Raw genomic sequence first — 13,449 nt, 5'->3', positions numbered from 1 at the left:
TACTATTCTCCTCTTTTGCATCCTGCGCATCCTTCGCAGCTACGTCCTGTGTCCATTACTACATTGCTTCCATCATAGAATTCGTAGAGTAAACAGACTGCCTGCGCGCTGATGCCTTCTTCTCGGCCTGTAAAGCCTAAATGTTCTTCTGTGGTAGCTTTGATATTAACCTGAGATACATCAATGCCAAGACACCTGGCTACATTTTCTTCCATCAGCTCAATGAAAGGACGAAGCTTTGGTGCCTGAGCGATAACTGTAGCATCCACATTTCCTACTACATAGCCTTCATCCATAACAAGCTCACGAACCTCTTCTAAAAGCTTCTGGGAATCTGCCCCCTTATATTTAGGATCAGTATCTGGAAAATGTGCCCCTATATCCTTAAGCCCTGCTGCACCAAGCACAGCATCTGATATTGCATGTAAAAGTACATCTGCATCGGAGTGACCTAAAAGCCCAAGTGTGTGCTCGATTTTAACACCACCTATGATTAAATCGCGGCCCTCCACAAGCCTATGTACATCATAACCTGTACCTATTCTCATGTTGCCTCCTAATAATATAAAGAAATCTGCACTAGTGGCAGAATATCACCTATCAAACTACTGTATTATAACAAAAAAAGAGGACTATTAATAGTCCTCTTCCACTAATTCCTATTTAGCTCTGGTCTGTCTTCTTATCCTTTTTCTTGAAAGAAAAACCCTTTCCCTTCTTTTTTCTAACAAAGAATATAATACATAAAATAATTGCAATAAGAATGAGATAAGGCAATAGATAGATAATAGCTATCACAAAAGCCTGAATAAAAGCTACAAATCCTGCGAATGAGCTGCCAAAAGCCTCAACAAAACGATTCCATGCTGTATCTGCCTTCACTTCGCTATATGTAGATACTTCCGTAATATCAATAGAAACTGTACTGTAATCTATCTGGTCATCATAAGCTTTCTTTTGAGCTGTGTAACTTTCAATCTGATACTGAACATCATTGATACGGTCTTCTATAGCCAGCAAATCCTCAAGGTTATCAGCCTGCTCTTCAAGCTCCTGCAAACGCTCCAGCTTTGTATTTAAGCTTTTTAGTCGAGCCTGCACATCCACATAGCTTGATGTGATATCATCCACGCTTTCGCTTTTAGATGCAAGTGACCCTACTTCTCCTACACTGTTCATAAAAGCTTCGTATTTGTCCGATGGAATACGGGCTGTAAAACTAGCACTGCGACTTCCATACTCCTCATTACCGTATGATGAAGTACTTTCGAAATAACCACCATTAGCGCTCACAAGCTCCTTAATAGCATCCACATCTTCGTCAAACTTTTTTGACTCTAAATTGATGTAGGATGTATATATCAGCTTGCGACTGGTATCATATTCGCTTAAATCTACTTCACTGCCGCCATCATTGCTGTAGTCGGACTCATAATCCTGTTCTTCATAGTCAGCGTAGTCCCCACTTCCAATGCTGTCCGCTGATGCAGATTCAGATAATCCAAAGCTATCATATCCAGACGACTTTGATTCAGTGGCTGTTGCAAACTCAGCTGTGCTGCCTTCCGAGGCGTTGCCACAGGCAGTAGCAAATAGCATCAAACCTACAACTAATAGCGTTAATACTCTTCTTCTCATAGTCCCCCTCCTAAATTTAATTATTCAAAAACAAATCCATGTTGTTCTTCATTGCTCCATGAAGCAACATTAGAATCATCATATGATAACTCTCCAAGTGTAAAACCTGATTCAGTTACTTCCTTTACATAAAGTGTTGTGTCCATATGTCCTTTGGCCTCTATACCATTTGAAACCTCATACAAATCTACGCTAATTCCATCGTTTGCGATTAAAACGAAGTTGCCTTCTTCGTTATGAATAAAATAGCCTGTGATCCAGCTTCCGTTGCCTGTCTCCTCTTTTAATCCATCATCCCCTACTCGTAAAATATAGTAATTAGTATCAGCCTCTTCATCCCAAGTGTTAACTACGCTGATGTTTTCAAGCTCACCATCACCATTCAAATCAACACTGCTATTAAATCCTGTCTCAGAAAGCTTGATTGCATATGGCATATCCTCAAGTGGAGTGTATCTGTCGGCAATTTCATCATACTCAGAATAAGGAACAGTAAAGGAAATCATACCAGCTGCATATGGAGCAATATCATACTGCTGGAAAATAAATGTAATTCCTAATGTATCCAAATAAAACTCTGGTTGATTTCCATTTGAGAACAATTCCTCAATTACTTCTTTATAGTTGATTACATCATCATCAAAAAGATTTGCTTTTGCCTCATCTGACGATGTAGCTATTGTATTTAATATATATTCCTTTGATGTTTCTCTGATAGAATCAGCATCTCCCAAATCATCTAATGTAATTTGCTCGCCTGTTCCTACATCAAAGCTAACCCCAGTGAAGGAGCCGCCGCCATGTGCTCCGCCAAGGTATACGTAATCGTTAAGTACAAAGCTAAGAACCTTATTATCAAGTCGCTTTAAATCTATTGTTATATTATCAGAATACTTCATTTCGTATCCTTCGTCACCCATTTCTTCATTCTGCTGTTTAGCTTCTTCGTTCCAGTCTTCAATGCCTACATTAAAGTTATCAACCACACCAGAAAAATAATCATCAATTGCTGACTTTAGCTCTGGATGACTGTCATCTGTAATCTCAAGACACTGTACCTGGCCTTCGAAATAATCATAGCCCTCAGCCTCGACAGATGTATATGCGATTTCTGGTGCTGAAGCACTGGAATACTCTTTTTCTGTATTCTCTTCCTCCTGTGTCTGTTCTGTAACCTCTATTGTATCTGTATCCTGTGAATCTGTATCTTTTGCACAAGCCAACATAGATGTGACTGTAACCGCACAGATTGCAAGCATAGCTATTCTCTTTTTCATTTGTCTTTCCTCCATATTACTTAAAACAATATAACTAAGTTTAAGTTCAGTATACACATTCTCTGTATTATATCAAGTAGTACAGTAAATATTTAAGAATTCTTTACATTTGCTTTAGAAATACAAAAATAGGATTCCCCAAGAACCCTTGGGGAATCCCATCTTGAAAGGAGGATTTATTGTAATAAAAGAAATAGTAAACTATTTAACTACCAGCCTCTTTGCGCCTTCTGCAGCAAGTGGACTACGAACAGTTTCACTTTCTTCGAAAGTGATTTGAGCACATAATGTTGAGCCCTTCATTCTTTCTGCCGCAAATGTAAGACCATTGTTTTTTCTATCCAGCTTTGGAGAATCAATCTGATCAGGGTCACCAAGAAGAACTACCTTTGAGCCCTTACCAGCTCTTGTGATGATTTCCAAAATCTGGCCAATTGTACAGTTTTGAGCTTCGTCCACAATAATATATGAATTAACAAGCGAACGACCTCTCATATATGCAAGTGAACAAATCTCCAGGATACCTGTTTCAAACATATCCTCAATTTGAATCTTAATCTGCTCTTTCTCCTCGTTTTGTCCCTTCAAAAGAACCTGCAGGTTATCCATAAATGGAGCAATTAAAGGAGTCATTTTTTCTTCCAAATCACCAGGAAGGAAACCTAAGTCATTATCAGAAAGGGTGTTACTTCTGGTAATCATAATTCGATCATAGCCGTTGTGATAATAACCCTGAAGTCCTGCCGCCAGTGAAAGGAATGTCTTAGCGGTACCTGCACTACCCTTTAATATAACAAGTGGCAGTACATCTGGGCTTGCTAATAGCGCATACAATGCAAATCTCTGGCCCACATTTCTTGGCTGGCAATAAGGTGTGTAAAAATCTCTATCCTTTAATAGATGCCATCCATCAGTCTTAAATGTATAAAGAGCAGAATTGCTTCCATCCTTACAAATACCAAATTCATTCTCGATAAATCCCTTATTAAAAGGACTTTCTATATCTTCCGGAGTGATATCCGTTCTACCTGTGTAATTCTCATTATCAAGAATCATTTCGTTGTGATAGCCCTGTACAACGCAGCCACACATTGTAGCATTAATTCTCATGGATATATCATTTGTAACCAGAATAGTTTCAAGCTCAGATTGCTTTGCAATTCCCAGTACACAGTTGATTATTCTATTGTCAGGCCTATCAAGAGAAAACTCAGCTGGAATCAGCTTTTCAAATTCAGATTCTTTGGCGATGATAAAAGTACCGCCATTTGGCATCGTAACCCCCTTAGCATAATCACCTTCAACAGATTCGATGTTTCGAATACTCTCTCTGGCGCCATAGCCCACTTCCGCAAAAGCAGTCTTCTTTGAATCAAGCTCTTGCAACGTTGTTGTGGTGATGAGGACATTGTTGTCATCAAAACCAAATAGTGCTGTAGGGCAGTGAATCAAGATGTTTGTGTCTAGTACGTAGTTTTTCTTCATAGGGTCACGCTCCTTTATTAATTTGTATAATCTAATTTTATACCAATCAAGCACTAAGTTCTACAACATTTTGTGTTAAAGTATGTAAACTTTGTGAAAATAGACACCACATCTAGAACTGTCCCTAATAAAAAAACTGGCACCCGAAAGTACCAGTTTTATCGTTACATATTAAATAATTCTACCTCAGACATAAATGGAATTGATTGAGCCGCACCCTGCTTTTGAACTGCAAGGGCAGCTGCTTTAGAAGCGTTCACAAGTACATCCCTCATAGGTTGTTTTTTAAGAATTCCAGCAATTAAATATCCTGTAAATGTATCCCCTGCCGCTGTAGTATCCACTGTATCCACATCAAAGGCTGCTTGATATAACTCTTCATCTCCATGATGGAATATAGAACCGCCCTTTCCAAGAGTTAGGACGATTTTGGCATTTGCAAAGCTTGCTTCCATAGCCGCAACTATTGTGGTAGGTGTAGTCTGACCTGTCAGCTGCTGCCCCTCTGTTTCATTCAAAACAAATATGGAAACCTTGCCCAAATCACATTCGTCTATAATTTCATTCATAGGCGATGGATTCAAAACAATTGTCATTCCCTTTGCAAAGGCCTGATCAATTATATATGGAAGCTCATTTACTTCATTCTGAAGAAGAAGTATGTCGCCTGTTTCAAAATTCTTAAGAACCTCATCCACATATTCTTTTGTGTTCTTTTGATTAGCACCACCAAAGAGAACTATGCTGTTTTGCCCATCTTTATCCACTTGGATAATGGTGTGACCACATCTGCCGGTGACAGTTTTGATATAGTCCGTTTTGATGCCGCATTCTTCACAAGCATCATAAAAATCCAGACCTTCCTCTCCTACCAATCCTGCATGATAGACAGGCACTCCTGCCCTAGCCAATGCCACAGATTGATTGAATCCCTTTCCTCCTAAATGCATCTGCACATCGTTAGAAGAGATTGTCTCGCCTTCCCTGACAATGTGTGGAACCTGATAGGTATAATCCAAATTAAGTGAGCCGAAATTTAATACCTTCATAAGCACCCCCGTAGACAATTAAATATGTCCAACCAATAATAATCCAGCTAAACCATAATATGTAACAACAGCAACCAAATCGTTTACTGTTGTGATAAGTGGACCTGAAGCAACTGCTGGATCCACCTTAATTTTGTGGAAGAAAATTGGAATGATAGTTCCAATAAAGCTTGATACTATCATAGCAATAAAAAGCGAAAATCCAACGATTCCCGATACTTTAAATGCAGCTATCCAAACATATCCCTTAAAAGCATGCAGATAAAGAGCTACAAATACAAGTGCCAACAAGCCTAAAATAAAACCATTCGTTCCACCAACTCGCATTTCCTTGAGAACGAATTTAGCCTTTTCAAGACCAGAGATTTCTTCGTCCATAAGCACACGAATTGTAACAGCCAGTGACTGAGTTCCAACATTTCCTGCCATATCAAGAATCAATGACTGGAACACAACAACGATAGCTACCGATGCAACAACTTTATCAAAAATACCAATAACTGAGCTTGTTACAAGACCAAGACCAAGTAAAAGCAAAAGCCATGGAATACGTTTTTTAATACTCTCTGGCAAGCTCTCGTTTAAATCTTCCTCTGCAGTCAAACCAGCTAACTTAGCGTAGTCTTCACCCATCTCATCATCTACGGCCTCGATGATATCCTGAGATGTGATAACACCAATGATTTCATCATTTGGATTAAGAACTGGGATAGAATCCTCAGCGTAATCCTTTAAATCTTCGATTGTATCAGCAATCATTGCGTCAGCCTTTACGCTTGGATAGCTATGACTGATGATATCGTCCAATGGGGTGTAATCGCGAGCTAAAATAAGATCACGAAGCTCGATAGCACCGTAGTATTTCTTGTCTTCGTCCTCAACATAAATAGTGTTGATATTGTCGTTGTCCTTTGATTGCGAAATCAATGAACGCATTGCCTGCTTTACAGTGAAATTCTTAGCAATGACAATGAAGTTGGTAGTCATCATGCTACCGATTTCATCCTCGTCGTAAGAATTAATCAATCGTACATCAGCAGATGCATCCTTATCCATGAGGGCAATGAGCTTTTCTCTCTCTTCCTCATCTTCGATATCCTCCAAAGCATCAACCGCATCATCGGCATCCATGTTTTCCAGGACGTCAGCAGCCTGCTCTGGTGTAATCTCTGCTAAATATTCACCTACATCTTCAATATAAGGGAAAATCTCTGATAGACGCTCAGCTCCCAAGATATCGAACAGCCTTCTACGGTCCTCTGACTCAAGTGCTTCGTACGCTTCAGCGATATCATTTTCATGATAATCATCCAGCGCCTCCATAAGCTCCTCCGCGCTGATATTAGAACGTAGCAGGTCGACGATTTCTTGTAACTTGATGTCCTCTAATAAATCCTTTGTTTCCATGTTACTTTCTCCGCTATAAAAAAAGAATGTCATGTCTGATTTAGATGACGATGACATTCCTTACTTACATGAAAACAAAGCTCTTTTGATATTAACAAAAAGAACAGCTAATCATATGTATAAAAAATGTCTCGTCGCAGCATAATCGCCCATGACTGTCTGATTTATCCATAGCTGTTCTCCTTTCTTTAATTTGAATTAATTGTTTGAATTTTACATAAAAAACATAACATAAAAAACAAGACTTTGTAAACCCCATTTAACAAAGTTTTTCAACCATTTCTCTATTAAATACCACCGATTTTACACCATCCACTTCTATCTGATATAAAGCATTTGCTGCAAGGTGCTCTGCGGCCTGTTCTACGTTTCTGATTCCTGTCGAAATTACAAACTTTTCCATCACAGCATCAAGTCCATCTTCTGTTACCTGACACTCTTCCGAGCTCATACCAATTCGCTTTAAAACCTTTGGTAATGAAAATCTGCGGAAGATTTCTTTCTTCTCCTCCACTGTATAATCAGGAATATCGATAACTGCAAATCTGGACATGAGAGGTGCTGAAATATCAGCCTTTACATTTGCTGTGGCAATAGGGTAAACACCCATAGTTGGAATCATGCATTCCATATAATTATCTGTGAAACCAAGGTTATCAAGAAGGGTCAAAAGCACATCCGCTGGATTGCCGTTCCCTTTGCCGGAATTTGCTTTGTCCAACTCATTGATGATAAACACCAAGTTGCTTGTGCCCGAATTTGCAAAGGCTTCCATAATAATACCAGGCTTAGCATTTGAATAGATACGAGAGCTACCAGTAAGCTGCTCAGGATCATTGATAGAGCTCATATCAAGTGTTGTCCATGGCAATTTTAGAATACGTGCTACCGCATATGCGATTTGAGATTTACCAACTCCAGCTGGCCCACACAAAAGCAAGCCATAGCTTGGCAAAGTATGGGTACGATTGACTTGAATTACAGTCTCCATGATTCGCTGCTTCACTGATTCAAGACCGTATAATTCCTCATCTAGAATTCGTCTTGCCTCAACCGGATCAATAGCCTCAAAATAATCACTCTTCCATTGAATGCTAGTCATTATCGAAAGTGCTCTTTGAGCGTGGCGTCTTTCTTCTATTGTAACCTCAGCAGACTTGGCAACAGCCAGATTTCTTCTAGCCCAAAGGCGAATATTATCCGGAAATGTTCTGCCAGCGCAGGTGATAAAATCGGTGATAGATTGAATGCTTGTAAGCTTCATATCATCTCCGTCTTCTGCATCCTCCTCGTCAAGCTCTTCCTCCGATGGTGGATTGGAAGCAAAAAGACGTTCCATCATAAACTGTAGGAAGCCATCCTCCGAAGATAGTTTTCCGTTTCCTGTTGATGTCTCACGAATTTTATAGACAGCATAGCCTTCCTCAGTGTTTGCACCAGAAAGTCTAACTGGAATGTGATTCTCTCCAAGCCATCCAATCAAGCTGACAAAACGAGAATCCACTCGCAATATATCCTTTGATATAACACCATCTGCAAGCTCAGCTTCAAAGCTGCTTCTAGCAATAGGATTTGTAAACACACCATTTACATGATGGCTCAACTTGCCGTCCTTATCTTCTATTATAATAATAGGCTTTTGAGGACTGGCCTGAGGCTCATCAGATTGAAAAGTAGTATATGTCTTCACTGCCTCGCTGTTGTCTTTTTCTTCCTGTGCAAAATCAAATACTGGCATTTTTCTCTCCTTAAACTCCATTTTTATCTTTTTGATTGTAGCAAAACTCTTTAGCATGGTAAAGAGTTCTCAGAAAGAATCTTGCAAGTATACTTGCATTCCATTTTTGATTTAGAGGCTAAATATTGCTATTGCATAAAAAATGTGGATAACTCTCCAAAATTTATCTTAAAATTCAAAGAGTTATCCACATGTTATCTTTCAACAATATGATATTAATTATTTGATAATAATCTGATGATTATAAATATTTCTTTTGCTCTGTAAAGCCTCTTCCCTTAACTTCTGAAACACGACTTACAATAATAAATGCTTCTGGATCAATTTCATGAACAAGCTGTTCTGTCTTTGCAAGCTCTCTTGCTGTTACGATTGAAAGGGTGATTTCAGTATCTTTACCAAGGTAACCGGTGCGACCATACATAACAGTAACACCACGGTCGATATCCTGAAGAATTGCTCTACGTATTTCATCGCTCTTCTTGCTGACAACCTTAATCTGTGTTCTTGCCTTTCCAAGAATAAGCATTCTATCAAGAGTGTTTGTATATATAATTACGAGAATTATTCCATAGAGTACAAGGGTCTTTTCTGTGAATAAAGCCTGCAATACCAAAATGCAAATATCAAATACCCACATTGCTCCCGAAATAGGCGTACCAAAAAGCTTATTTAAAACAATAGGTGGAATATCCATTCCTCCAGTAGATGCGCCTGTACGAATAACAACACCAAGACTGGCTCCAATTATGATTCCTCCAAATACTGTGCAGAGGAATATATCGTCTGTAGGGGCGTAATGGACTGCAAGCATTTCTGCTATGTGAAGTTCTATAGGAAAACAGAATGTAGAAAGTAATGAGTTGGCTGCAAACCTGCGGCCCATAACCTTCCATCCGATAAGAAATAGACATGTGTTTATTACAAATACCACATGAGGGACCTTCCAACCAAGTATGTGGTGAAAGAACAACGCTATACCAGTACCGCCGCCAGTAATCAATCCTGCTGGCTCAATAAAAAATGCTACTGCTATGGCGTAAGTAAAGTTTCCAAGTATTACAATCAATGCTGTCTTTAATATCTGCTTCATAGTACACCTGTGCTTTTGAATAAATTATTCGATTTAACGTTTCGCAACAGGTTGGATTGTACACCATTTACGGACATTTGTCAGCACAGCACGGTAACGCATTAGCAGACTAAAGTATTCCAATTATTTGTCAAACTTTAGGAAGTGCATGCGGCCATCTTCTTTCTTGACCTCATGCTGAGGCTTTTCGCCTACATCTGGGTTGAAGAAAACACCCTTTAGGTTGTTGGTGCGTGAGCGAATGCAATCAGGACAATAGCGTCCGTAGCGGATGCTGCAGCCACAGCTTTCACACTGCACATATACAGGACTGCCCTCTGGAATCTCCAGGCGTCCCTGACGAAGCATACCATTGATAATATCAACTGGCACCCCAGTATGTTCTGAAATGATGATAGCTGGTGTGGGACCATGTTCATCTATGTATTCTTTAACTCTGCCAAAATCATCTATTTCTTGATTACCACAATCAAAACATTCGTATCGGCCTCCTCCGATGTAACGGATACGGCCCTTACATTTTGAACATCTATTAGGTTTTCTCTCAAGAAATTCTTTGGTGAATTTCTCTTGTTCAGCCTTTGTTCCCATTAAATATCCTCTTATAAATCAAAATCTTTTGTAATGCTCTCATCGAGAGTTACAGCATCTTTGCCAGCGCCCTCCAGCCCTTCTCTAATGAGCTTCCAATTCTGCAAGAACCAGACTGTCTGTGCAGGGTGCTTGTATAAAGAAAGCATCTGTGCTCCCTCATATTTGTATGGAAAAACCAGAGGGATGTTTGCTGGACGAGCTGTTGTAAAATAAAGAACGTTTTTATATTGATGCTTTGCAACAGCCTTTGGAGTGACACAGTAGAAAATATTCTCGCCAAAATCTGTAGAGTACCAAAACTTCATACTGCTTTGGTCTACATCTGAAGGCTCCATACCAGTAACTTCAAATTCATTCACTCGAAGTGACTTCATTTCTAAATCCTCTTCGTCATCCTCTTTCGCTTTTTTGACAGCTTCTTTCCATTTCTTTGCTTCTACAGGATTCATCAATCCTGCAAAGAATCTGTTTTCTTTTTCTGCTTTTTCGGAATCCTCTTCACTCTCATTTGGATCCCTGCCTGTCTTTAGCCAATAATTAATTGTGTTAAGATTGTTTGTAAGCAATCTCACATGTGGCGCATATTGTTTGTCCATTTGCACCATCAATTTAAGATAGTATTCGAATTCCTCTCTTGCTGCCTGTAAGTCATTTTTTCTTTTAAAATAAAATGGCAAACCTACAAGAGCAGAAATGCCTACAACAATAACCATTATGTTAACTACAACCCAATTCATAAATCATTTACTCCAAATTAAATAAATAAAATTGAATATCCAATCAGTCCTATCAGTGCAATCAAAAGAATGGTATTTATAACGGTAAGACTTGTTAATGTGGACATGCTCTTTTCCTGCTTTTTCAATCTATCCGCATTGTACACTTCTTCGATTTTTGCTGAAAAATCCTTTGTAACGTTATCCAATTGCTTTTTCAGTGGTGTACCGTAATCAAGAGAATCCTTTAAATCATTAACCTTTTTCTCTAAAGATTTAAGTAATTTTTCATTACGCTCCTGATTGTCAGCCACCTGCTGTTTAATGTCATTATTATCATGACCAAAAAGCTCCAGAGTTTGCTGCATAGCATAAATCTCTCCCTGAAGTCTATCAATCTCCCCACGAATGGATTCCTCGTCCATGCTTACATAACGATGCCTAAAAATAGGTTTTCCATTATATTCGTTTTGCATAAACTTCTCCCTTCTATGCGTATTATCCTGAATTTAGTTTAACACTTTTTCACAACAATTTGTATACTAAAAGACAAATTAATACTAAATCTAGAAAAGGCAGCTAGAGTGAACTAGCTGCCTTAAAATATACATATCTATTATAAAGAGAATTGTGCAACGAAATCCTGAAGCTCTTGAGCATTACCTGCAAGACGGTCAGATGCCTGGGCAACTTCATATGAAGATGCTGTCTGCTCCTGCGATGCAGCTGATACATTTGAAGTCTCATCCGCAACTGAAATACTCATCTGCTCTATGTCATGGATATTCTTTGCAATGGTATCTGTTCCGCCTGAAAGCTGTTCTACAATGGCGCTCATTGTATTTGATTCCTCAGAAATAGAGTTAACCATGTTTACAATATTATTGAATGTTTCACCAGCTTCATTTACAAGCTCAGAGCCATTGATAACTTCTTCTGCGCCCTGTTTCATAGCATCTACAGCCTGTCTTGAATTGTTCATAATAGCTGCAATTAGCTCGTTAATCTTCTGAGCTGCCTGATTTGATTCATCAGCAAGCTTTGAAATCTCACTAGCAACAACGGCAAAGCCTTTACCCATCTCTCCTGCACGAGCTGCCTCAATTGAAGCATTCAAAGAAAGGAGGTTTGTCTGGCTTGCAATTTCTGCAATTGTAACAACGAACTCGTCAATACTCTTTAATCTCTCGCCAAGATCATCTACTACTCTTGCTGAATTTTCAACAGATTCTTTGATTGTATTCATCATATCTGTTGCATTTGTCATATCAGCAGCGCCGTTGATAGCAGCTTCATTTGTAGATTTAATCATCTCAGAAGAACGATTAATTGCTTCCTTGAATTCCTGCATGTTTGTAACAAATGAATCTGTCTCTGAGCTGGCATCTGTTACTGCGCTTATCTGGCCAGAGCATGAGTTTGCAACATTTGTACAAGATGTTGCAACCATCTCACTAGCTTCTGCAGACTGTGATGCTGATGCTGAAAGCTCTTCAGATGCAGATGCTACAGACGATGTAGTATCTGAAATCTGAAGCATCAAATCTCGAATATTTTGATGCATCAAATCCAAAGCTTCCGAAATGGCTCCTATTTCATTGTTATGGTTCTTCAGCTTTCGAACCTCTTCCATCGCCTCATTTTCTGTAAAGTCTCTATTAGACATTCGAATCATCTGATCTGCTGCTGTTATAATAGGCTTTGTAATTTTGCCTCCTGCCAGGAATGCTGCAACAGAACCTATAATAACAAGAATAAGCATAATGACCACTATAGTCATGATATTCTTAACAAGCGCTTCATGTGCATGAGCTTGATACTCATCTACGACTACATCCAAATCATCAACCCATACACCTGTACCCATTACCCAATCAAATGGCTCATAGTATGCTGTATAGTTAATCTTTGGAAGTTCTTCTGTCTCATTTGGCTTCGCAAACATAAGCTCGGTGTAGCCGCCGCCCTCTTGCAAACCGTTTTCAATCATCATCTGAATATATTTATTTCCAGATGAATCTGTAGCATCCCATCTAGACTGACCTTCTGTATCTCTGCCTAAAAGAACTACATTCACACCTTTTGATGTATCAACCCAGAAATAACCGTTCCCATCGTCGTATCTAAGTTCACGAATGATATCAGCCGACTCCTTTTCAGCCTCTGCCAGTGTCATTTCACCATTCTGGTATCTTCCATACATAACCTCACAGATACTCATGGCTTCTTCTGTTTCATGTTTTAATTTAAGCTTAACATCCTCAAGAAGTCTTGAGCTATATACATCTCGCTGTGTATTGTTGGTGTTTATAGTGTTTATAATTGAAAATACAGAAACAATTGCTGACGAAAGTATAACAGACGCCATAACAACCCCAACCAAAACTGTTTTTAAACTACCACGTTTTTTTGCTTCTCCTGCCATAGTAAAAGTCCCTCCTTATTGTAATGG

Annotated in this window: 12 protein-coding genes; all 12 read right to left on the bottom strand. The window is 39.1% G+C overall.

The window, feature by feature from the left end:
* Window positions 1-2: 2 nt before the first annotated feature.
* Window positions 3-548, bottom strand: coding sequence for a 2-C-methyl-D-erythritol 2,4-cyclodiphosphate synthase (gene ispF / locus BO15_RS0108145; protein WP_033153877.1), 546 nt, complete (start codon window positions 546-548; stop codon window positions 3-5).
* A gap of 115 nt (window positions 549-663) precedes the next feature.
* Complete coding sequence (locus tag BO15_RS0108140) at window positions 664-1,638, bottom strand: DUF4349 domain-containing protein (RefSeq protein WP_052169852.1); 975 nt, start codon at window positions 1,636-1,638, stop codon at window positions 664-666.
* 20 nt (window positions 1,639-1,658) lie between these two features.
* The gene (locus BO15_RS0108135) at window positions 1,659-2,915 is read right to left on the bottom strand and encodes a DUF3298 and DUF4163 domain-containing protein (RefSeq protein WP_033153876.1); all 1,257 of its coding nucleotides are present in this window, start codon (window positions 2,913-2,915) and stop codon (window positions 1,659-1,661) included.
* A 201-nt stretch (window positions 2,916-3,116) separates the two neighbouring features.
* A complete protein-coding gene (locus tag BO15_RS0108130; protein ID WP_033153875.1) occupies window positions 3,117-4,400 on the bottom strand; it encodes a PhoH family protein in 1,284 nt (427 codons plus the stop codon).
* 164 nt (window positions 4,401-4,564) lie between these two features.
* Window positions 4,565-5,449, bottom strand: a complete 885-nt coding sequence (locus BO15_RS0108125; protein WP_033153874.1) for a ribokinase — start codon at window positions 5,447-5,449, stop codon at window positions 4,565-4,567.
* An 18-nt stretch (window positions 5,450-5,467) separates the two neighbouring features.
* A complete protein-coding gene (gene mgtE, locus BO15_RS0108120; RefSeq protein WP_033153873.1) occupies window positions 5,468-6,856 on the bottom strand; it encodes a magnesium transporter in 1,389 nt (462 codons plus the stop codon).
* A 259-nt stretch (window positions 6,857-7,115) separates the two neighbouring features.
* On the bottom strand, window positions 7,116-8,594 hold the full coding sequence (locus BO15_RS0108115; RefSeq protein ID WP_033153872.1) for an AAA family ATPase: 1,479 nt from the start codon (window positions 8,592-8,594) through the stop codon (window positions 7,116-7,118).
* A 241-nt stretch (window positions 8,595-8,835) separates the two neighbouring features.
* The gene (locus BO15_RS0108110; RefSeq protein ID WP_033153871.1) at window positions 8,836-9,687 is read right to left on the bottom strand and encodes a YitT family protein; all 852 of its coding nucleotides are present in this window, start codon (window positions 9,685-9,687) and stop codon (window positions 8,836-8,838) included.
* Window positions 9,688-9,810: 123 nt separating this feature from the next.
* Window positions 9,811-10,278 (bottom strand): hypothetical protein, encoded by a 468-nt coding sequence (locus BO15_RS13245; protein WP_052169851.1) that lies wholly within the window; start codon window positions 10,276-10,278, stop codon window positions 9,811-9,813.
* An 11-nt stretch (window positions 10,279-10,289) separates the two neighbouring features.
* A complete protein-coding gene (locus tag BO15_RS0108100; RefSeq protein ID WP_033153870.1) occupies window positions 10,290-11,018 on the bottom strand; it encodes a hypothetical protein in 729 nt (242 codons plus the stop codon).
* A 17-nt stretch (window positions 11,019-11,035) separates the two neighbouring features.
* On the bottom strand, window positions 11,036-11,473 hold the full coding sequence (locus BO15_RS0108095; RefSeq protein ID WP_033153869.1) for a hypothetical protein: 438 nt from the start codon (window positions 11,471-11,473) through the stop codon (window positions 11,036-11,038).
* Between the two features lie 140 nt (window positions 11,474-11,613).
* A complete protein-coding gene (locus BO15_RS0108090; RefSeq protein ID WP_033153868.1) occupies window positions 11,614-13,422 on the bottom strand; it encodes a methyl-accepting chemotaxis protein in 1,809 nt (602 codons plus the stop codon).
* Window positions 13,423-13,449 lie beyond the last annotated feature (27 nt).

The organism is Pseudobutyrivibrio ruminis HUN009 (genome assembly GCF_000703005.1).
Lineage (GTDB): Bacteria > Bacillota > Clostridia > Lachnospirales > Lachnospiraceae > Pseudobutyrivibrio > Pseudobutyrivibrio ruminis_A.
This window is presented reverse-complemented; position numbering and strand designations above follow the sequence as displayed.

Coding starts and splice junctions, on each gene's coding strand:
- ispF (WP_033153877.1), bottom strand. CDS start 548: ATGAGAATAGGTACAGGTTATGATGTACATAGGCTTGTGGAGGGCCGC.
- BO15_RS0108140 (WP_052169852.1), bottom strand. CDS start 1,638: ATGAGAAGAAGAGTATTAACGCTATTAGTTGTAGGTTTGATGCTATTT.
- BO15_RS0108135 (WP_033153876.1), bottom strand. CDS start 2,915: ATGAAAAAGAGAATAGCTATGCTTGCAATCTGTGCGGTTACAGTCACA.
- BO15_RS0108130 (WP_033153875.1), bottom strand. CDS start 4,400: ATGAAGAAAAACTACGTACTAGACACAAACATCTTGATTCACTGCCCT.
- BO15_RS0108125 (WP_033153874.1), bottom strand. CDS start 5,449: ATGAAGGTATTAAATTTCGGCTCACTTAATTTGGATTATACCTATCAG.
- mgtE (WP_033153873.1), bottom strand. CDS start 6,856: ATGGAAACAAAGGATTTATTAGAGGACATCAAGTTACAAGAAATCGTC.
- BO15_RS0108115 (WP_033153872.1), bottom strand. CDS start 8,594: ATGCCAGTATTTGATTTTGCACAGGAAGAAAAAGACAACAGCGAGGCA.
- BO15_RS0108110 (WP_033153871.1), bottom strand. CDS start 9,687: ATGAAGCAGATATTAAAGACAGCATTGATTGTAATACTTGGAAACTTT.
- BO15_RS13245 (WP_052169851.1), bottom strand. CDS start 10,278: ATGGGAACAAAGGCTGAACAAGAGAAATTCACCAAAGAATTTCTTGAG.
- BO15_RS0108100 (WP_033153870.1), bottom strand. CDS start 11,018: ATGAATTGGGTTGTAGTTAACATAATGGTTATTGTTGTAGGCATTTCT.
- BO15_RS0108095 (WP_033153869.1), bottom strand. CDS start 11,473: ATGCAAAACGAATATAATGGAAAACCTATTTTTAGGCATCGTTATGTA.
- BO15_RS0108090 (WP_033153868.1), bottom strand. CDS start 13,422: ATGGCAGGAGAAGCAAAAAAACGTGGTAGTTTAAAAACAGTTTTGGTT.